General features: G+C 68.1%; 18 protein-coding genes. 11 read left to right on the plus strand and 7 right to left on the minus strand.

The genetic code is table 11. The annotated features are described in order from the left end of the window. Nucleotides 1-294: 294 nt before the first annotated feature. Both ACSQ9A_RS11330 and ACSQ9A_RS11335 read right to left on the minus strand, forming a co-directional pair. A complete protein-coding gene (locus tag ACSQ9A_RS11330; protein ID WP_436303717.1) occupies nt 295-2,133 on the minus strand; it encodes an ABC transporter ATP-binding protein in 1,839 nt (612 codons plus the stop codon). A 170-nt stretch (nt 2,134-2,303) separates the two neighbouring features. Continuing rightward, on the minus strand, nt 2,304-3,191 hold the full coding sequence (locus ACSQ9A_RS11335) for a LysR family transcriptional regulator (RefSeq protein ID WP_436303718.1): 888 nt from the start codon (nt 3,189-3,191) through the stop codon (nt 2,304-2,306). A 667-nt stretch (nt 3,192-3,858) separates the two neighbouring features. Here ACSQ9A_RS11335 and ltrA point away from each other — a divergent pair. The 3 genes from ltrA (at nt 3,859) to ACSQ9A_RS11350 (ending at nt 7,057) form a co-directional block, all read left to right on the plus strand. Further along, on the plus strand, nt 3,859-5,229 hold the full coding sequence (gene ltrA / locus ACSQ9A_RS11340) for a group II intron reverse transcriptase/maturase (protein WP_436302363.1): 1,371 nt from the start codon (nt 3,859-3,861) through the stop codon (nt 5,227-5,229). A gap of 111 nt (nt 5,230-5,340) precedes the next feature. Next, complete coding sequence (locus ACSQ9A_RS11345; protein WP_093109302.1) at nt 5,341-6,165, plus strand: DODA-type extradiol aromatic ring-opening family dioxygenase; 825 nt, start codon at nt 5,341-5,343, stop codon at nt 6,163-6,165. 16 nt (nt 6,166-6,181) lie between these two features. Continuing rightward, nucleotides 6,182-7,057 carry an alpha/beta fold hydrolase gene (locus tag ACSQ9A_RS11350; RefSeq protein WP_436303720.1) on the plus strand — a complete coding sequence of 292 codons (876 nt, stop codon included), beginning with the start codon at nt 6,182-6,184 and terminating at the stop codon, nt 7,055-7,057. A gap of 1 nt (nt 7,058) precedes the next feature. Here the strand turns inward: ACSQ9A_RS11350 and ACSQ9A_RS11355 are convergent, their stop codons facing one another. Together ACSQ9A_RS11355 and ACSQ9A_RS11360 are read right to left on the minus strand one after the other, a co-directional pair. Then, nucleotides 7,059-8,078 (minus strand): Bug family tripartite tricarboxylate transporter substrate binding protein, encoded by a 1,020-nt coding sequence (locus ACSQ9A_RS11355; protein WP_436303721.1) that lies wholly within the window; start codon nt 8,076-8,078, stop codon nt 7,059-7,061. Between the two features lie 38 nt (nt 8,079-8,116). Next, nucleotides 8,117-9,109 carry a Bug family tripartite tricarboxylate transporter substrate binding protein gene (locus tag ACSQ9A_RS11360; protein ID WP_436303722.1) on the minus strand — a complete coding sequence of 331 codons (993 nt, stop codon included), beginning with the start codon at nt 9,107-9,109 and terminating at the stop codon, nt 8,117-8,119. 151 nt (nt 9,110-9,260) lie between these two features. Here ACSQ9A_RS11360 and ACSQ9A_RS11365 point away from each other — a divergent pair, with 151 nt between their 5' ends. The 7 genes from ACSQ9A_RS11365 (at nt 9,261) to ACSQ9A_RS11395 (ending at nt 17,544) form a co-directional block, all read left to right on the plus strand. Beyond that, complete coding sequence (locus tag ACSQ9A_RS11365) at nt 9,261-10,712, plus strand: FAD-dependent oxidoreductase (protein WP_436303723.1); 1,452 nt, start codon at nt 9,261-9,263, stop codon at nt 10,710-10,712. A gap of 59 nt (nt 10,713-10,771) precedes the next feature. Then, nucleotides 10,772-11,602, plus strand: a complete 831-nt coding sequence (locus tag ACSQ9A_RS11370; protein ID WP_093109298.1) for an IclR family transcriptional regulator — start codon at nt 10,772-10,774, stop codon at nt 11,600-11,602. Between the two features lie 12 nt (nt 11,603-11,614). Next, on the plus strand, nt 11,615-12,910 hold the full coding sequence (locus ACSQ9A_RS11375) for an aconitase X (protein WP_436303724.1): 1,296 nt from the start codon (nt 11,615-11,617) through the stop codon (nt 12,908-12,910). Beyond that, nucleotides 12,907-13,362, plus strand: coding sequence for an aconitase X swivel domain-containing protein (locus ACSQ9A_RS11380; RefSeq protein WP_093109296.1), 456 nt, complete (start codon nt 12,907-12,909; stop codon nt 13,360-13,362). Before ACSQ9A_RS11375 ends, ACSQ9A_RS11380 begins: the two co-directional genes overlap by 4 nt. Further along, nucleotides 13,359-15,059, plus strand: coding sequence for a dihydroxy-acid dehydratase (locus tag ACSQ9A_RS11385; protein ID WP_436303725.1), 1,701 nt, complete (start codon nt 13,359-13,361; stop codon nt 15,057-15,059). Before ACSQ9A_RS11380 ends, ACSQ9A_RS11385 begins: the two co-directional genes overlap by 4 nt. 116 nt (nt 15,060-15,175) lie before the next feature. Continuing rightward, complete coding sequence (locus tag ACSQ9A_RS11390) at nt 15,176-16,300, plus strand: porin (protein WP_436303726.1); 1,125 nt, start codon at nt 15,176-15,178, stop codon at nt 16,298-16,300. Nucleotides 16,301-16,584: 284 nt separating this feature from the next. After that, nucleotides 16,585-17,544: a Bug family tripartite tricarboxylate transporter substrate binding protein gene (locus ACSQ9A_RS11395; protein WP_093109293.1), complete on the plus strand. Its 960-nt coding sequence runs from the start codon at nt 16,585-16,587 to the stop codon at nt 17,542-17,544. A 4-nt stretch (nt 17,545-17,548) separates the two neighbouring features. Here ACSQ9A_RS11395 and ACSQ9A_RS11400 read toward each other — a convergent pair whose 3' ends face one another. Genes ACSQ9A_RS11400 through ACSQ9A_RS11410 form a run of 3 tightly spaced genes read right to left on the minus strand, consistent with a single transcriptional unit; the run spans nt 17,549 to nt 19,047 of the window. Further along, on the minus strand, nt 17,549-18,370 hold the full coding sequence (locus tag ACSQ9A_RS11400; RefSeq protein WP_436303727.1) for an aldo/keto reductase: 822 nt from the start codon (nt 18,368-18,370) through the stop codon (nt 17,549-17,551). A 3-nt stretch (nt 18,371-18,373) separates the two neighbouring features. Next, nucleotides 18,374-18,712, minus strand: a complete 339-nt coding sequence (locus ACSQ9A_RS11405) for a helix-turn-helix domain-containing protein (RefSeq protein ID WP_436303728.1) — start codon at nt 18,710-18,712, stop codon at nt 18,374-18,376. Beyond that, nucleotides 18,709-19,047 carry a type II toxin-antitoxin system RelE/ParE family toxin gene (locus ACSQ9A_RS11410; RefSeq protein ID WP_436303729.1) on the minus strand — a complete coding sequence of 113 codons (339 nt, stop codon included), beginning with the start codon at nt 19,045-19,047 and terminating at the stop codon, nt 18,709-18,711. The genes ACSQ9A_RS11405 and ACSQ9A_RS11410 overlap by 4 nt, the downstream gene beginning before the upstream one ends. A 133-nt stretch (nt 19,048-19,180) precedes the next feature. On the opposite strand from ACSQ9A_RS11410, the gene ACSQ9A_RS11415 reads away from it, so the two are divergent. Then, nucleotides 19,181-20,179 carry an IS1595 family transposase gene (locus ACSQ9A_RS11415; RefSeq protein ID WP_436303730.1) on the plus strand — a complete coding sequence of 333 codons (999 nt, stop codon included), beginning with the start codon at nt 19,181-19,183 and terminating at the stop codon, nt 20,177-20,179. The last annotated feature ends 77 nt before the right edge of the window (nt 20,180-20,256 follow it).

The raw sequence follows: 20,256 nt of genomic DNA on the forward strand, positions 1-20,256 counted from the left end.
CGAAATTATGCCCGGCGCCCCCCGGCCGCTCGCTCATGAAAAACGGGGCCGCGATGGCCCCGGATCCGCGCCGAAAGGACGCGGAAAAAGCAACGGTGTGTTTATCTCAGCGAAGGCCGAAGAAGGAGAGCACGGCGACCACGACCACGACCAGCCCAACGATGTAGATGATGGAATTCACGGCGAGGACTCCTCTTGTTGAAGACGATTCCAGGGTGACAGGCACAGGATTTCAAGCTGTAGTCGGCTGTCTTCGCGCACTGTAGGACTCGCCGGAAAGCCTTTGGCCTTCTTTTACTCGTCGTCACCATCTCCCAGGAAGCCGCCGCTCTGATGCGCCCACAGCCGCGCATAGAGCCCGCCCTGCGCCAGCAGCGTGCGGTGGTCGCCCTGTTCGACCACGCGGCCCTCGTCGAGCACGATCAGCCGGTCCATGGCCGCGATGGTCGAGAGCCGGTGCGCGATCGCGATCACGGTCTTGCCTTCCATCAGGCGGTACAGGCTGGCCTGGATCGCGGCCTCGACCTCGGAGTCGAGCGCGCTGGTGGCTTCGTCGAGCAGCAGGATCGGCGCGTCCTTCAGCATCACGCGCGCAATCGCGACGCGCTGGCGCTGGCCGCCCGACAGCTTGACGCCGCGCTCGCCCACGTGCGCCTCGTAGCCGCGGCGGCCGTTCGGGTCGCCCAGCGTCTGGATGAAGTCGTGCGCCTCGGCGCGTTCGGCCGCCGCGCGGATCGCCTCCGCGCTCGCGTCGGGCCGGCCGTAGGCAATGTTGTCGGCCACCGAGCGGTGCATCAGCGAGGTGTCCTGCGTGACCATGCCGATGTGCGTGCGCAGCGAATCCTGCGTCACGTGCGCGATGTCCTGGCCGTCGATCAGGATGCGGCCGCTTTCGAGATCGTGGAAGCGCAGCAGCAGGTTCACCAGCGTCGACTTGCCGGCGCCCGAACGGCCGACCAGGCCGATCTTCTCGCCGGGCGCGACGGTGAGCGTGAGGTCGTCGATCACGCGGCGGCCGCCGTCGGCGTAGCGGAAGCTCGCATGATCGAAGCGCACTTCGCCACGTGGCACGGCAAGCACGGCGGCATCGGGCGCATCGAGCACGGTGCGCGGGCGCGACAGCGTCTTCATGCCGTCCTGCACCGTGCCGATGTTCTCGAACAGGCTGGTCATCTCCCACATGATCCAGTGCGACATGCCTTGCAGCCGCAGCGCCATCGCGGTCGCCGCGGCCACCGCGCCGACGCCGACCGCGCCTTGCGACCACAGCCAGAGGCCCGTGCCTGCCATGCCGGCAGTCAGGCCCATGCTGAGCGTGTGGTTGGCGATCTCGAAGGCGCTCACCAGCCGCATCTGGCCGTAGCCGGTGATCATGAATTCCTTCATCGCCGCGCGCGCGAAGCCGGCCTCGCGCTGGGTGTGCGAGAACAGCTTGACGGTGGCGATGTTGGTGTAGGCATCGGTCACGCGCCCGGTCATCATGGCGCGCGCATCGGCCTGCGCCTTGCCGATCTCGCCGAGCCGAGGCACGAAGAAGACGAGCGTGGCGATGTAGAGCAGGAGCCAGATCACGAAGGGCAGCATCAGCTGCGGGTCGAGCACGGCCGCGAGCACGATCATGGTCGCGACGTAGACGCCCATGGCCACCAGCACGTCGGCCAGCACGAACACGGTCTCGCGCACCGCCAGCGCGGTCTGCATCACCTTGGCCGTGATGCGGCCCGCGAACTCGTCCTGGTAGAAGGCCATGCTCTGGCCCAGCATCAGGCGGTGGAAGTTCCAGCGCAGCCGCATCGGCAGGTTGACCGCCAGCGTCTGGTGCTTGACCACGGTCTGCAGCGCCACCACCGCGATGCTGGCGACCAGGGCCGCGCCCAGCCACATCAGCGTGTCGCCGCGCTCTTCCCACAGCCGGGCCGGCACCTGGCCGCCGAGCCAGTCGACGATGCGCCCGAGCATCGCGAACAGCAGCGCCTCGAAGGCCGACATCGCGGCCGTGAACAGCGCCATGGCGAGGATCTTGCCGCGCAGGCCTTCGGTGCAGGCCCAGAGAAAGGCGAAGAAGCCGAGTGGCGGCAGCGCGGGTTCGGCGGGGGGATAGGGATGGAGCAGTTTTTCGAAGTAGCGGAACAAGGCGGGCTGTCTCCAGTGAGGCGCCACTGTAACGGCGGGCAGGTGCTTGTGCATGCGCAAGGCCTATGGGTGTGCCATGGGTGCGGAGGCGGGCGGTGTGCCCTGCGCCGGCCGACGTCACCGGCCCTTCGGGCTTCCCTGAGCTGCTCGCGCCAGGCCAGAGCGAACGCCTATCGCCCCGACAAGCGCTCTCCCAGAAAGTCGATGAAGCTGCGCATCTTGGGCGCCATGTACTGGCGGCTGGTGTAGACGGCGAACAGCGTCACCGCCGGCGCGGTGTAGTCGGGCACCAGGCGCACCAGCCGTCCGGCAGCCAGGTCGTCATCGATGAGCCACTCGGGCAGAAAGGACATGCCCATCCCCGCGCGCACCGCATGCAGTGTGAGCGTGGTGTCGTCGGACTTCATCACCGGTTGCAGCCTGAGCGGCACCTGCCGCCCGCCCGGCCCCTTGAGCGCGAGCCCTTCGATATTGACGTAGCTCGGCACGATGGCGCCGAGCTTCGCCAGGTCGGCCGGCACGGCAGGTACGCCGGCGCGCGCGAGGTAGTCGGCCGCGGCGACCAGGTGGAACTGCAGGCGGCACAGCGGTCGCGCGATGAGCGCCGGCGAGGGCTCCTGCGTCGCGCGCAGCGCGAGGTCGTAGCCGTCGGCCGCGAGATCGACCTTGCGGTTTTCCAGGTGCATGTCGACCAGCACTTCCGCAAAGCGCTCGCGGTAATCGGCCAGCACGCGGGCAATGCGCGGCGTGGCGCACCACACGGGCGCGCTGACCTTGAGCTGGCCGCGCGGCGCCTCGTTCTTCTGGCCGATCGCGGCCTCGGCCGCATCGAGCAGGTCGAGCGCGCGCCGGCTCTGCTCGTACCAGGCCTGGCCCGCTTCGGTCAGGCTCAGATGCCGGCTCGAGCGATGCAGCAGGCGCGCGCCGAGCGACTTCTCGAGCTGCGCCACGTGCTTGCTGGCCATCGGCGCCGAGACGCCCAGGCGCTCGGCCGCGGCGACGAAGCTGCCCGATTCGACGACGTCGCGAAACACGCGCAGGCTGGTCAGCCGGTCCATGGTTGATTTCCTGCAGAGAAACGATTCGATGAATCCTAGCCTATCGATTTCTCGAAGGGAAATCTCTAGACTGGCACTCATGGTGCGTCGTGACGCGAAGAACGAACTGACTCCGAAAGGGGAAGGGACCGACTTTGCTTGCTGCGCCTGTCCAACGGGTGCAAGTCCCGTCCCGGTAAGCGTCGGTGCGCCGGGTAGCAGACCCCAGGCGGAGCGGGGAGACCTGGCCGCCCGAGCGGGGTGTCAAAAGCCCGTGAAGCAGCTTGAGCTGTTCAGCGGGGAGCAAGCACGCGGGCCGCAACATGAAGTGAAGCCTGCAGCCTCGACAGAGTTACAACCCGCAGGCCGAGCCGATCATGTCGCGGCGAAGGCAACATCGGGCGCGCTTGAACCGAACGGTGCGCAAGACTGCGGCGGGGTATGGGGAGCAGCACGTGTGCAAGGACAGGAGCGGAACACGAGAGAGCCGTCTGCGCGGCCCGGGTCGGGGCAAGCGCGCTCGTATAAGCCCAAGGCGAAATCGAGGCGTGCGCAGCGGCAGTCCGAGGGGATCGTAGTACTGCACGGTGGGGCGCAAGCCGCACCGACGAAGGCCGCGCGGCATAACGCGGCTGGAGGGAAGGGTCCCTGCGGTGGACATGCTGGGGATGCAGGTAAGCGCGAGGGAATGGCCGGCCTGACCGGACCTAAAGACCCCGTGGGGCGAGAGCCCGATGCCAAAGTGCGACAACTGCAAAGACAGCTCTGGGCCGCAGCCAAGCGGGCACCGGGTAGGCGTTTCCACGCGTTGTACGGGCAGATTTGCAGGGATGACATCCTGCAGGAGGCGTGGAGGCGAGTGAAGGCCAACCGAGGCGCAGCCGGAGTGGACCGCCAGAGCATCGATCAAATCCAGCAGTACGGGGTTGATCGCTTCCTGGGCGAAATTGCGGCGACGCTGAGGGCGGGCGACTATCGTGCGCAAGCCGTGCGGCGCACATACATACCGAAAGCCGATGGAAGCGCGAGGCCGTTGGGAATCCCCACGGTGCGAGATCGGGTAGTGCAAATGGCGGCCAAGCTGGTGCTCGAACCCCTGTACGAGGCGGACTTCCTGTCCTGCTCATACGGGTTCAGGCCCAGGCGCAGTGCCACACAGGCCCTGGAGGAGCTGAGGAAACTCGGAGCCCAAGGCGGCCAGTGGGTGCTGGAGGCCGACATCCGCGACTACTTCGGCAGCATCGATCACGGCAAGCTGATGAAGCTGGTGGAGCGGCGCGTGTCGGATGGGCGCATGCTCAAGCTGCTGCGCCAGTGGTTGCAGGCGGGGGTGTTGGAAGAAGGCGCCGTGCGCAGCGCGGCGGCCGGAACGCCGCAAGGCGGGGTGATCTCGCCGTTGCTGGCCAACATCTACCTGCACGTACTGGACCAGGTGTGGACGAAACGGTGTGCCCATCTGGGCACGCTGGTGCGCTATGCGGATGACTTCGTGATCATGTGCCGCAATGGCGCGGACTGCGAAGAAGCCCGCGAGCGCATCGGCCACATCATGCAGCGGCTGGGGCTTGAGCTGCATCCGGGCAAGACGCGCGTGGTGGAGCTGACGCAGGGCAAGGAAGGCTTCGACTTCCTGGGCTGTCACCTGCACAAGCGCATGAGTGGGCGGCTGTGGCAAACCAAGGGCTTGCGCAGGTACTACCTGCATCGCGGGCCCAGCGGGCGAGCCATGAACCGCATCCGCGAACGCGTGCGGCAGATAACGCCTCGGGGGCGCTGTCATCAGGATGTGCGAAGCGTCATCGCTGAGCTCAACCCGGTGCTGCGCGGTTGGGGTCAGTACTTCCAAAGCGGCAACGCCGCGCGGCAGTTCGGCGCGCTGGACTCCTTCGTGGTGCGGCGGCTACGCAAGCTGCGCGTCGCGCGCAAAGGGCGCAACCTGCGTCCTGGCGAAGCTCCCGGCTACTCGCGTGAATACTTCGAAGCACTCGGTCTGTATCGCCTGCGCGGAACCATCCGCTACCCGGCGCATTCCCTCTTGCCCAACAAGGGGGCCGCGTAATGCTGCGAGCCGACAGTCCACCGGTAAGCCGTGTGCGGGAAATCCGCATGCACGGTTTGAACGGGGGCGTTGGCTCTTCGATTCAACATCCATAAGAGCCAACGTCTACCAATGACCACGCAAACCCTTCCCACCTATTTCATCTCCCACGGCGGCGGCCCCTGGCCGTGGATGAAGAAGGAAATGGGCGATGCCTATGCCCAGCTCGAAGCCGCGCTGGCCGACATGCCGCGCCAGATCGGCCGCCGGCCCGACGCCATCCTGATGATCTCGGCGCACTGGGAAGCGCCGGCGTTCACCGTGATGGGCAACCCCAAGCCGCCCATGATCTACGACTACGGCGGCTTCCCCGAGCACACCTACCACGTGCATTACGACGCGCCCGGTTCGCCCGAGCTCGCGCGCCGCGTGCAGGGGCTGATCGAGGCCGCCGGGCTGCCCGCGAGCCTGGATCCGGAACGCGGCTTCGACCACGGCATGTTCTCGCCGATGGCCGCGATCTATCCGAAGGCAGACGTGCCGGTGGTGCAGCTGTCGCTCAAGCGCGGCCTCGATCCGGCCGAGCACCTGGCGCTGGGCCGGGCGCTCGCGCCGCTGCGCAACGAGAACGTGCTGATCGTCGGCAGCGGCCTGAGCTATCACAACCTGCGCAACTTCGGTCCGCAGGCGCATGAGCCGTCGAAGGCCTTCGACGACTGGCTGGCCGCGACCGTGGATGCGGCGCCGGCGCAGCGGGCCGAGCGCCTGCTCGACTGGTCGCAGGCGCCCGCGGCCCGCATTGCGCATCCGCGCGAAGAGCACCTGATCCCGCTGATGGTCGCGGTCGGCGCCGCCGAGCAGGACACCGGCAAGCGCATCTACCACGAGGACGCCTTCATGGGCGGCATCGCGGTGTCGAGCTACCGCTTCGGTGCGGCGGCCGGCGACGCGGCTTGATCGACGCCGGCACAATGTGCCGGTGCCAGATCTCCACACTTTCGACCCCGTGGTCGATGCCCAGGCGCATCGGCTGATTGCGCGCACCGACGCGCTGTCCGTTCATCACGATGCCTTGCACGACGGCCTGCGCGTGCGCTGGCGCCGCTTCGGCGACGGCCCGCCGCTGGTGCTGCTGCATGGCGGCCATGGCAGCTGGATGCACTGGCTGCGCAATATCGAGGCGCTGTCGGCCGCGCACACGCTGTGGCTGCCCGACATGCCGGGCTTCAACGACTCTGACACGCCGCCGCGGCCCGCGCCGGGCCAGGAGGCCTTGGGGCCCTCGCTCGATGCAATGGTCGCCACGCTCGACAGCCTGATCGGCGCGCAGACCGAGATCGACCTCGGTGGCTTCTCCTTCGGCGGCCTGGTGGCGGCGAAGTTCGCACTCCGGCGCGGCGGCATCCGGCGCCTGGCCCTCATGGGCAGCGGCGGGCACGGAACGATGCGTCGCATGACGGTCGACATGATCAACTGGCGCGCCGCCAAGGACCGCGAGGAAGAGCGCGCTGCGCTGTTGCACAACCTCGGCGCGCTGATGCTGCACGAGCCCTCGGCCATCGATGCGCTGGCCTTCGCCATCCATGACGTGTCCTGCCACGGCACGCGCTTTCGCAGCAAGGAAGTCTCGATGGCGGGCGGGCTGCAGGCCGCGCTCGACGCGCTCGGCGGGCCGCAATTGCTGGTGTGGGGCGAACACGACGTGACGGCCGATTCGCGGCCGCTGGTTGCGCAGCTCACGGCCGGCCATCCTCAGCGCGAGGGCGCGGTGGTCGACGGCGCGGGCCATTGGGTGCAGTACGAGCGCGCGGCCGAGGTGAATGCGCTGCTGCTGCGCTTCTTTGCCTGAGTTACTGCTTCGTCAGCCCCAGCCTGCGAATGATGTCGCCCCACTGGTCGTAAGTCGTGCGCGTGAGTTCGGCCAGCTGCTGCGGGCTCGAGGCCTCGGCTTCGTAGGCCCCCTGGCGGAAGAACTCGCGCGTGGCGGGCATGGCCAGCACCTGCGTCAATGCCGCGTTGAGGCGGGCCACGACCGGCCCGGGCATGCGCGCCGGGCCGTAGAAGCCGAGCCAGCTCGCCATGTCCAGGCCGCGCACGCCCTGTTCCGTCATGGTAGGTACGTCGGGCAGCATCGGGCTGCGGCGCGGTGCGGCCACGGCCAGCATCCGGACCTTGCCCGTTGCCGCGTTCTGGATGGCATTGGGCGCGGCGTCGAAGTAGTACTGCACGCGACCCGCCAGGAAATCCTTCGCCGCATCGGCGCCGCCCTTGTAGGGCACGTGCACCACGTCCAGTCCGGCCTGGCGCGCGAAGGCCTCGCCGTAGATGTGCGAGGAGGTGCCGGTGCCGAAGGAGGCATAGCCCAGCTTGCCGGGATTGGCCTTGATGTAGGCGACGAGTTCCTGCACGTTCTTCGCCGGCACGCTGGCATGCACGGTCAGCACCAGCGGTCCGCGCGCGCCGAGCGAGATCGGCGTCAGGTCCATGAAGGGGTCGTAGCGAACCTGCGCCAGCGTCTGCGGGTTCTGCGCCACCACGGAGGAGGGCGCGTACATCAGCGTGTAGCCGTCGGGCGCGGCGCGGATCACTTCCTCGGTGGCCAGGATGAAGCTGGCGCCGGGCCGGTTCTCCACGATCACCGGCGTCTGCAGCACCTCGGTGAGCTTGCTGGCGACGAAGCGCGCCTGTGCATCCGATGCGCCGCCCGCGGCCAGGCCGAGCACGATGCGGATGGTTCTTCCTTTTTCCGGGAACGCCGGTGTCTGGGCCAGCGCGGCGAAGGCGCCCGCGCCCGCCAGCCATGCGAGGACCCGGCGGCGCGCGATGCCAGCGCATTGGAGCCCCCTTGGCGCTGCGCGCCTTCCCGCCAAGCGGGAGCGAGCTTGCTTGGGGCGGCCCGGCGCGGCGCTCATTGCTTCGCGAGCCCCACCTGCCGGACCATGTCGCCCCAGCGCTCGTAGGTGGCGCGCGTGATGCTGGCGAACTCGGCGGGCGTGGTGGCGCCGGCCTCGTAGCCGCCGGTGCGGTAGAAGTCACGCACCTGCGGCATGGCCAGCACCTGCGTCAGCGCCGCGTTGAGCCTAGCGACCACCGGCGCCGGCATCTGCGCCGGTCCGTAGAAGCCGAGCCAGCTCGGCAGGTCGAGCCCGGCCACGCCCTGCTCGGCCAGGGTCGGGACATCCGGCAAGGCCGCGATGCGCGCTGCCGCTGCGACGGCGAGGATCTTCACCTTGCCGGTGCCGGAAGTGATGACCGCCGACGAGGCCGAGTCGAACATGTACTGCACGCGGCCGCCGATCAGGTCCTTCGCCGCGTCCGAGCCGCCCTTGTAGGGAATGTGCACCGCGTCCAGCCCGGTCTTCTGGACGAAGGCCTCGCCATAGATGTGCGAGGAGGTGCCGGCGCCGAAGGAGGCATAGCTCACCGTGCCCGGACGCGCCTTGACGTAGGCCACCAGCTCGCGCACGTTGTTCACCGGCACGCTGCTGCTCACCGAGAGCACCAGCGGGCCGCGGCCGCCCATCGAGATCGGCGTGAAGTCCTTGAAGGGGTCGTAGGGCACCTGCGACAGCGTGTGCGGGTTCTGCGCCATGGTCGACGAGGGCGCGTAGAGCAGGGTGTGGCCGTCGGGCAGGGCGCGCGCGACTTCGCTGGCGGCCAACATGGTGCTGGCGCCGGGCTTGTTGTCGACGATCACGCTGGTGCCCAGCAGCTCGCCGAGCTTCTGCGCCACGATGCGCGCCTGCGCATCGGTGCCGCCGCCGGCGGTGAAGCCGACCACGATGCGGATCGGCTTGCCCTTGGCCGGGAAGTCCTGCGCCATGGCCAGCGGCGCCAGGCCCAGCAGCGCGATGCCGGCCAGCACGATCCCGGCACGGCGGGCGCTGAGGAACGCGTCCATGCTTGTCTCCTTGTTCAATTAATCCGTTAAACGGACTATCGACTCATTAATATTGAATCATCGACGGGGTATACCCGTATTCACGATCTTTAATGTTTGTTAAATGATCTGTATGTCCAAAATACGACGCGCCATCCAAGCATCTGAATCCATGAAAACTGTGGTCCGCACCGACGAGCGCATCTTGAGCTCCGACATCTTCGATCGCGACAAGCGCATCCAGCGGCCCGACCACGGCATGTGGGCGGAGCCCGGCAAGAACATTCCGATCTACCACCGCTGCGGCGTGCTGGTCGTCGGCGGCGGACCTTCGGGCACGGCGGCGGCGGCCGCAGCGGCCAAACAGGGCGCCGATGTCGCGCTGCTCGAGCGCTACAACCACCTGGGCGGTCTTTCCACCGGCGGCCTCGTGATCTGGATCGACCGCATGACCGACTGGGAAGGCCAACTCGTGATCCGCGGCTTCGCGGAAGAGCTGTTTGACCGCCTGCCGGCCGACGCGGTCGCCGGCCCCTCGCGCGGCGACTGGGGCTCGCAGGACACCGCGAAGGCCGCGCACTGGTCGCAGCGCACGGCCGCCTACCACGGCGTCGTCACCTGGTCGCCGACCATCGATCCCGAGCGGCTCAAGCTCTTGTCGCAGGAGATCGTGCTGGAGCGCAAGGTCAAGCTCATCTACCACTCGTGGGCGGCGGTGCCGATCGTGCAGGACGGCGCGGTCAAGGGCGTGGTGTTCGAGAGCAAGGAAGGGCGCATGGCCATCATGGCCGACGTGGTGGTCGACGCCACCGGCGACGGCGACCTGTTCGCGCGCGCCGGCGCGGCCTACGTCAACGACATCGAGGAGGCCGATGTCCACCATTGCATGAACACCTCGTGGCTGTTCGGCGGCGTCGACATGGACCGCTGGATCGAATTCAAGGCCGGCCAGCCCGAGCAGTTCACCGCCTTCATGGCGCGCGGGCGCGAGCAGCTCGGCCTGTTCGAGCGGCCCTTCGTCTCGTGGCGCAACGACATCGCGCTCTTCATGGGGCCGCGCCAGTCGGGCTACTCGGCGCTCGACGTCGACGACCTGACGGCCGTGGAGGTGCGCTCGCACCGCGCGATGGCCGCGCACCTCGACTACTTCCGCGCCCATGCGCCGGGCTTCGAGGGTGCCTACATGATGCTGAGCGCGCCGCAGATCGGCGTGCGCCATGCGCGGCGCCTGAGCGGCGCGGGTTCGGTGCTGCGCAGCCTGTGGCCCGAGGGCCGGGCGCTGGCCGACGAGGTGGGCGTGTCGCCGGCCGTGTCGCCCAAGTTCCCCAACATCTCGATCCCCTACGGCGCCCTGGTGCCGCAACAGCTCGACGGCCTGCTCGCCTGTGGCCGCCACATCTCCTGCGACCGCAACTCGCACGGCTTCATGCGCGAGATTCCGCAGTGCTGGATCACGGGCCAGGCCGCGGGCGTGGCGGCCGCGCTCGCATCGCGGGCCGGCATCGCGCCGCGGGCCGTGCCTGTCGATGCGCTGCAAGCGGCCTTGCTGAACCAGGGCGTCTACCTGCGCGGTGCCGCGGCCGAGAGCGCAGCGGCGTCGTCGCCGCAAGCGGCCGTCGCCTGAGTCCGCCGGCCATGAACCCGAGCGCATCTACATTGGAGACTCTTACCAAGGGTTCTTCCATGCCAGCAGCAGACCGCAACGACAACTCCCTCAACGCCTCCGAGCGCGCCGACCGCTCGGACACCGTCAGCGCACTGGAGCGCGGCATCTCGGTGCTGCGCTGCTTCAGCGAAGAGCGGCCGGTGCTGGGCTATGCCGAAGTCGCACGCATCACCGGCATCCCGCGGCCGACCGTCAACCGCCTGGTCGCGACGCTGCTCGCGATGGGCATGCTCAAGGCGGCGCAGCCGGCCGATCGCTTCATGCTCGGGCCGGGCGTGGTGTCGCTGGCGCGCGTGTTCCTCGGCAGTCTCGACGTTCGCGCCGCCGCGCGGCCCAGCATGCAGGCGCTGGCCGAAGAGGTGGGCGCATCGGTCTACCTGGCGGTGCGCGACGGCATGGAGATGGTGTTGATCGAGGCCTGCCGGCCCCGCTCGTCGATGCTCTCGGCCCGGCTCGACGTCGGTTCGCGCGCGCCGCTGCCCAATTCGGCGCTGGGCCGGGCCTACCTGTCGGCGCTGCCCGAGGCGCAGCGCACGCAGCTGCTGGATTCGATGCGCCTGCTGCGCGGCCCGGAGTGGGACAGCATGGCGCCCAACATGATGCGCGCGATCGACGAGGCCAAGCGGCTCGGCTACTGCCTGTCGCTCGGCGAGTTCCACCGCGAGATCAACTCGGTCTCGGTGCCTCTCATCGGGCCGGGCGACGAGATCATGGCGCTCAACGGCGGCGGCGCGGCCTTCGTCTTCAGCGAAGACCGGCTGCGCAACGAGATCGCGCCGCGCCTGCACGACATTGCGCTGTCCATCGCGCGCGACATCGGCGGCCACGTGCCGGTGCCCAAACCCTAGGAGACACAGGCCATGCACCTGAGCGATGAAGAGAAAGCCATGCGGGACGGCCGCGACGGCCCTGCCGTGCAGAAGGCGATGGACCTCTTGATGCGCTACGGCGAAGCGCTCGGCGCCGAGCGCCTGGTCGAAACGCACAACGTCTGCGCCACCATCACCTCGACCACGCCCTTCCAGCGCGACTTCGCGCTGGAGCGAGGCGGCGGCATGGACGCGGTGTTCTCCGAGTTCAGCCTCGATAGCCAGGAGGTGGTGGCGATCCCGAAGTTCAAGACCTTCACCAGCCACCTGCAGCTCGGCTTCGATCCGGGGCAGCCCGAGCGCATGGGCGTGAGCGAGGCGATCGTCGAGTTCTACGCCAAGAGCGAACGCCACGCCGCCGGCCTCGGCGCGCAGATCATGAACACCTGCACGCCCTACCAGGTCGGCAACATCCCGACGCGCGGCGAGCATTGCGCGTGGATGGAGTCGTCGGCGGTGGTGTATTGCAACTCCGTGCTGGGCGCACGCACCAACACCGAAGGCCGCGAAAGCACCGGCGCCGCGATGCTGACCGGCCGCATTCCCTACTGGGGCTACCACCTCGACGAGCACCGCCGCGCCACGCACGTGGTGGAGCTCGACATCGAGGTCGAGTCGGTCGAGGACTGGGGCCTGCTCGGCTACTACATGGGTGACCTCGTGCAGGAGCGCGTGCCGGTGGTCCACAGCCGGCGCGGCATCGGCCGGGTGCCGAACCTGCCGCGGCTTAAGCATTTCGGTGCGGCGGCCTCGTCCTCGGGCGGCGTCGAGATGTACCACATCGTCGGCATCACGCCCGAGGCGCTGACGCTGGAGCAGGCGCTCGGCGGCAAGGCGCCGGTCGAGGTGCTGCGCTACGGCGAGGCCGAGCGCCGCGCCACCTACGAGAAGATCAACGCCACCGGCCGCGATGCCGAGGTCCAGTACGTGATGCTGGGCTGCCCGCACTACACGATCGAGCAGATCTGGGAGGCCGCGCAGCTGATCGAGGGCCGCAAGGTGCACGGGAACTGCGAACTCTGGATCTTCACGCCGCGCGCCATCAAGTCGCTGGCCGACCGCAACGGCTACACCAAGATCATCGAGGACGCGGGCGGCATCCTCATGTCCGACAGCTGCTCGGCCATGAGCCGCGCCGTGCCCAAGGGCACGAAGACCGTGGCGCTCGACTCGGCCAAGCAGGCCCACTATCTGCCCGCCATCCTCGGCGTCGAGGCCTGGTTCGGCAGCACGGCGCAGTGCATCGACGCCGCCTGCACCGGGCGCTGGAACGGGAGCCACGCATGAACGCGGTCGTTGCCGAAGAGACTTTGTTGACCTTGCGTGGCCGCAAGGTTGTGGGCGGCGTCGCGGAGGGCGAGGCCCTGGTCACGCGCGAGCGCATCTCGGGCTGGGGCGGCATCGATCCGCGCACCGGCACCGTCATCGAGACGCGGCACGAACTGCGCGGCCGGTCCTTCGCCGGCAAGGTGCTGGTGTTTCCGGGCGCCAAGGGGTCCTCGGGCTGGTCGGCGATGTTCCATGTCGCGCGGCTGATGGGCATGGCGCCGGCCGCGATGCTGTTCAACGAGATGACCACCAAGATCGCGTTGGGCGCGGTGGTCACGCACGCGCCTTCACTGACCGATTTCGACCGCGACCCGCTCGACTGCATAGCGACCGGCGACTGGGTGCGCGTCGATGCCGAACGCGGCATCGTCGAAGTCACGAAGAAGAACACGACCGGAGACCACGCATGACACGCTCCCTGCGCAGCAACTTCCCGCGCGGCTCCTACCTCTGGTCGGTGCGCAACGCGCACTGGCGCGCGCTCGGCATTCCCGAGGAAGACTGCGAGAAGCCGAAGATCGCGATCGTCAACAGCTCGTCCGAGCTCGCGGCCTGCTTCAGCCATCTCGACCAGGTGGCGGCCGAGATCAAGACCGCTATCCGCGCGGCCGGCGGCGTGCCCTTCGAGATCCGCACCGCGGCGCCGAGCGACTTCATCACCGGCGCCGGCGCGCGCGGCGCCTACATGCTGGCCGCGCGCGACCTGGTGACCAATGACATCGAGGTGGCGGTCGAGGGCGCGCAGCTCGACGGCATGGTCTGCCTCACCTCCTGCGACAAGACCGTGCCAGGCCAGCTCATGGCCGCCGCGCGGCTGAACATCCCGACGCTGCTGGTGCCCTGCGGCTACCAGCCCAGCGGCGAGTACCGCGGCCGGCACATGGACATCGAGGAAGTGTTCATCGGTGCGATGCATGCGGTCACCGGCAAGCTGCCGGTGGAAGAGCTGGTCGGCATGAGCCGCGAGGCGATCCGCGGACCCGGCGTGTGCTCGGGCCTGGGCACCGCGAACTCGATGCACATCGTCTGCGAGGCGCTTGGCATGGCCTTGCCCGGCAGCGCGCCGGTGGCGGCGCTGAGCCCGAAGATGATGGCCGACGTGCGCGCCGCGGGCACGCGCATCGTGCAGATGGTGTGGGACGACCTCAAGCCGCGCGACATCCTGAGGCCCGGCGCTTTTGCCAACGCGGTGCGCGCGGTGCTGGCCGTCGGCGGCTCGCTCAACACGGCCAAGCATCTGCAGGCGGTGGCGACCGAAGGACAGTGCGGTGTCGACGTCTACGGCCTGTTCGAGCAGCTCGGCCCGACGACGCCGGTGCTCGCCGGCGTGCGGCCGATCGGCGAGCACAGCATCGAACAGTTCGAAGCCGCGGGTGGCTGTCGCGCATTGATGAAGCAGCTCGAGCCGCTGCTCGACGCCGCTGCGTTGACGGTGACCGGCGACACGGTCGCGCACAACCTGCGGCGTGCCGAGGTGGCGGATGCGGAGGTGATCCGTCCCATCGAACGCCCGGTCGCACCGCTTCCGGCCATCGTGCTGCTGCGTGGCAACCTGGCACCCGAATCGGGGCTCATCAAGACCGGCATCACCCCGCGCAAGGTGCGCCGCTTCACCGGCCCGGCCGTGTGCTTCTGGAGCGCGGACGCGGCCATTGCGGCGCTGAAGCAGGGCAGCATCCGCCCCGGCCAGGTGGTGGTGATGCGCGGTGCCGGCGCCTGCGGCGGGCCCGCGATGGGCGGCGGCGCCTCGCGGGTGGTGTTCGCGATCGATGGTGCCGGGCTGGGCGACGAGGTCGCGCTGCTGACCGACGGCCATCTCTCGGGCCTGGTCTGCAAGGGGCTGGTGGTGGCCGAGGTATCGCCGGAGGCAGCGCTGGGCGGTCCGCTGGGGCTGCTGCGCGACGGCGACACGATCACCATCGACCTCGACGAGCGCCGCCTCGACGTCGACCTGAGCGACGCGCAGCTGCAGGCGCGCCGCGCCGACTGGCAGGCACCGGCGCCGATGCACGACACCGGCTGGCTGCAGCAATACCGGCGCAACGTTGGCGCACTCTCGCAAGGCGCAGTGCTGGTGCGCTGCGAACCTCTGAAGCCCACGGGCTAGACCCCGGCCCATCCCACGGTTCACAGGCCTGGCGCGGACGGACACGTCCGCACCCGGCGGCGCAGCCATGCCCGCCCTTCGAGTTTTCAACAAAGAGAAAAGCAGGAGACACAAAGATGAAGAGACTGTTGCTGTGGTCGGCCGTCGGGCTGGCCGGTACCGCGGCCCATGCGCAATCCAGCGTCACGGTGTTCGGCGTGATGGACCTCGGCGTTCAGCGCAGTACATCGGGCGGCGTTTCGCTGACTTCGCTGTCGAACGGCGGGCTTTCTACCAGCCGGCTGGGCTTTCGCGGCCAGGAAGATCTCGGCGGCGGGCTGGCCGCGGGCTTCTGGCTCGAAGGCAGCCTCAACCCCGACACCGGAACGGGCCGCGCAAGCAACACCAACAACCAGGCCAGCGGCGCCGGGATCGCGGGCCTGCTGACCTTCGACCGCATGTCCTACGTCAGCCTCTCGTCCAGCGACTGGGGCGAAGTGCGGCTGGGCCGCGACTTCATTCCCACTCACTACAACAGCATCTACTTCGATCCCTTCAACGCCAACGGCGTGGCCCGCGCGGGCAACCTCACCTTCGCGGGAACGGGCACGGGTCCGCTGCCCACCACCATTGCCGGCAGCAACACGGTGAGCTACTGGCTGCCGAGATCGCTCGGCGGCTTCTACGGCATGGCGATGGCGGGGATGGGGGAGAACACGCAGCCGGCGCCGAACGAGCACGACGGCAACTTCGCCGGTGCGCGCATCGGCTTCGCGTCCGGGCCCTTCGACGTCGCGGCGGCGGTGACGCGCACCAGCGCGCTCACCACGGCCACCATGGGCAAGTACACGCATGCCAACGTCGGCGGATCGTGGGACCTCGGCTTCGCGAAACTCTTTGTGCTCTACAACGCCGTGACGGTGAAGCTGGCCGCCGGCGCGGTGCACAAGAACACGGCGGAGATCGGCGCCCACATCCCGGTGGGCGGCGTCGGACGCATCCGTCTGAGCTACGCCCGCCTCGACGACCGCAGCGACGACACCTTGCGCAATGCCGACCGCTCCGCGCAAAGCGGCAACGATGCACGGCAGTTCGGCCTGGGCTATGTGCACACGCTGTCCAAACGCACGGCGCTCTATGGCACCTACGCGCGCCTGACGAACAAGGGACTGGGGCGCTACGTGGTCAGCGGCGCGCCGGCCGCGCTGATTCCGGGACGCCGCTCTTCGGGGCTGGAGTTCGGCGTGCGGCATCTTTTCTGAAACTAGGGCCTGTTAACACATGAATCACCTCCGCGTGGGGCCCCACAGAGGGCCCAATCTAGGCGCCAAGCGGAACTGGGTTGCACACCCAGTGAGCATTGGCAACGACGAGTGGGCCCTCTGTGGGGCCTCACCCGGAGGGCCGGGGCGGCAAGCGGCGCATGGCGTCGTTGCGGTCCTTGCCCGGGGGATCACCCCGGGCTGCGGCCCGCGCCTAGCCCTGCACCCCTTGCCGCCCCGGCGCGGGGGTGATTCATGTGTTAACAGGCCCTAAGGAGACGGATATGCAACGCAGAACCATCGTGAAGTGGGCTGCCTTGGCGCTGCCGGCGACGGCGGCCTGGGGTGCGGGCGGCTATCCGCAGAAACCGGTGCGCCTGATCGTGGGCTTCGCGCCGGGCGGCGGCGCCGACGCGCTCACGCGCATCATCGCGCAGGGCTTGTCGAAGCAGCTGGGGCAGCAGGTGATCGTCGACAACCGGCCCGGTGCCGACGGCATCCTGTCGGCGCAGGCGGTGGCGAGCGCTGCGCCCGACGGCTACACGCTGCTCATGGGCACCAACACCGCGATGGTGGCCGCGCCCACGCTGCGGCCGAACCCGCCCTACGACCCCTTCAAGGCCTTCACGCCGATCAGCTCGGCCGGCCAGTTCTCGATGTTCCTCGTGGTGCCTTCGGATTTTCCGGCGAAGAGCGTCAACGAATTGCTGGCAGCGGTCGCGGCCAGGCCCGGTGGCTACAACTCGGCCTCGAGCAACAGCGCATCCGAACTCGCCATGCTGCAGTTGCTCGGCGAGCAGCGGAAGGTGGTCAACGCGCGCTACAAGGGCGACATGCAGGCCATGACCGATCTCCTGGGCGGGCAGATCCACATGATGTTCACCACCGGCACCCTGGCACCTGGCTTCGTGAAGGAAGGGCGCATCCGCGCCCTCGTCACGCTGCAGCCGCAGCGCAGTGCCTTGCTGCCCGAGGTGCCGACGGCGAGCGAGCTGGGCCTGGGCAAGCTCACCATCACGCCGTGGGCCGGCTTCTTCGGGCCGCCGGGGCTGCCTGCAGCGATCACCGACAGGCTTTCGACCGAGCTGCAGAACACGCTGGCGCGGCCCGAAGTGCGCGAGCAGCTCGTGCAGCAGGGCTTCGAGGGCTACGGCATGAGCCCGGAGAAGTTCGCCGCTTTCTTTCGCACGCAGTACGACGCCTTCGGCGCGACGGTGAGGCAGCACAAGCTGAAGTTCGAGTAGCAGCTCAGCGGTCGATGCTGTGCGCGTGGCGCTGCCAGAAGGCGGCATCCGGAAAACCGCCCGTGCCGGCTGCCGCGTTGTCCGCCATGTGCTCGGGCCGGCTGGTGCCGGGGATGGTGCAGGTCACGGCCGGGTGGCTCAGCACGAACTTCAACGACAGCTGCGCCCAGCTCGCGCAGCCGATCTCGGCGGCCCAGCCGGGCAGGGGCTTGCCGCGCAGCCGGCGCATGAGGCTGCCGCCGCCGAAAGGCATGTTGGCGATGACCGCGACGCCGCGCTCGGCCGCGAGCGGCAGCAGGCGTTGTTCGGCCTCGCGCGCATCGAGCGAGTAGTTGATCTGCAGGAAGTCGAGCTTCTGCTCGCGCAGCACGGCCTCGACCTCAGCGTAAGCCGACGAGGTGTAGTGCGTGATGCCGAGATAGCGCACGCGGCCCTGCTCCTGCCAGCCGCGCAGCGTTTCGAGGTGGGTGCGCCAGTCGACCAGGTTATGCACCTGCATCAGGTCGATGTGTTCGGTGCGCAGGCGCTGGAAGGACTGCGCCATCTGCGCGATGCCGGCCTCGCGGCCACTGGTCCAGACCTTGGTGGCGAGGAAGGCGTTGTCGCGATGCCCGGCCGCGGCCAGCAGCTCGCCGGTCACGGCCTCGGCGCGGCCGTACATAGGCGAGCTGTCGATCAGCTTGCCGCCGGCGGCGAACAACGCATCGAGCACGCCGGGCAGGCGCTGGTGCTCGGCACTGCCGGCGGCGACATCGAAGCCCATCCAGGTGCCGCAGCCGATGACGGGGAGGGCTTCCTGGGTGGAGGGGATGGGGCGGGTGGTCATGCCTCAGGCGAGCGTCAGCTCGACGTGCACGCGGCGCCCGATGGCGGTCGCGATGTTGACCAGCGCGTCGAGCGAAAAACGGGATACGCGGCCTCGCAGCAAGTCGTTCATGCGCGGCTGCGTGATGCCGCAGTGCGTGGCGGCTTGTGTTTGAGTCCAGCCATTTGCTTGCACGATGGACGCGATTTTTTGCATCAGCTCTGCGCGCGTGCGGAGATTGGCTGCCTGCTCGGGCGTGTCGGCGATCGCATCCCAGACGCTGGCGTAAGTGGTGGTGCTCATTGGATAAACCTCCGCGCTGCGCGCTGCGGTATTCGCCTTGGGAACGGTCCGGCGGTTCATGCTTGCTCCTTGATGCATTGTTGAAAGCGGCGTCGTGCGGTTTCGATGTGCTGTCGCGACGTGGCCCGTGTTTTCTTTTGGAAGGCGTGCAGAACGATCACGGCGTCAGCCATCCGTGCGGTGTAGATGACGCGATAGGTGCCGGCGCTGTCCCAAACTCTGAGTTCTTCGACACCCTTGCCGATCGCGGGCATGGGCTTGAAGTCATCAGGCTGCTGGCCACGCTGCACCTTGTCGAGTTGATAACCGGCATCTTGTTGGGCATCCGGCGGAAATTCCTTCAAGCATTTGAGGGCGTCGCCCAGAAAGCGGATCGGCTTCGTGAGTATATTCAAATGGATATAAATCGATCAAGCGTGTCTTGAAGGCGCGCGGAGGGCAGGGAATTAAAAAATCCTGAGACGGCCCAAGAATACTGTATAAAAACATGGGGTATCCATTTAGCTCCAGTCCGACTAGGATTACTGGATGGATATCCATATATTAGTCCCCAAGGCGGGAGAAGACTACCCGGTCAACTGGAACCAGTTCCTGGACTGGTTCGCCACCGAAGAGGCCTGTCTTGGCTACCTGGAGCGGCTGCGCTGGCCGCAAGGTTTCGTGTGTCCGCGCTGCGGGGTGGCCGCTGAGCCCTATCGCTCCAGCCGCGCACGGCTGATGTGCCGAAGCTGCTCGACCCAGAGCACGGTGACCGCGGGCACCATCTTCGAGAAGACCCGCACGCCGCTGCGGGTGTGGCTGGCCGCCGCCTGGTACGTCACCAACCACAAGCATGGCGTCAGCGCGCTCGGACTGCAGCGCGTGCTCGGCCTGGGCAGCTACCAGACGGCCTGGGCGATGCTGCACCGCCTGCGCCGGGCGATGGTGCGGCCCGAGCGCGAACGGCTCAGCGGAATCGTGGAGGTCGACGAGACGTATCTGGCCCTCAGCGATCGCGAGCAGCCTGTCGCCCGCGGGCGAGGCAAGGGTCGAAAAAGCCAGACGCACCAGACACTTGTGGTGATCGCCGTGGAGCTGCACGAGCCCAAGGGCTTCGGCCGGCTGCGGCTCGAGCGCATCCAGAACGACTCGACCGAGCAGGTCATCCCCTTCGTGCTGGCCAACATCGAGCCTGGCTCACAGGTGCGCACCGACGGCTCGTCCGCCTACCGCGATCTCGCGGATCTGGGCTATGTGCACCAGCGCACTGTCCATCTGGGCTCCGACGTTCCCGCGCACGTCTCCATGGTCGGCGTTCACCGCGTGGCCGCACTGGTCAAGCGCTGGGTGCTGGGCACGCACCAGGGCGCCGTGCAGCCGGCGCACCTGGACGCCTATCTCGACGAATTCGTCTTTCGCTTCAATCGCCGGGCCTCGCGCTCGCGAGGGCTGCTGTTCTACCGGCTGCTCGAGCAGGCCGTCGTCACAGATCCGCTGACCTATCGCGGTGTCGTGGACAACATCCCCAAATCGGCAGAAGTGGCGTAGATTACTGGATATGCATCCATATATCTCTGGGCGCTGGAGCTAAATGGATACCCCATATAAAAATACAGTTATTCGAT

The organism is Variovorax sp. LjRoot290 (genome assembly GCF_964253985.1).
In the GTDB taxonomy this organism is placed as follows: Bacteria; Pseudomonadota; Gammaproteobacteria; order Burkholderiales; family Burkholderiaceae_C; genus Variovorax.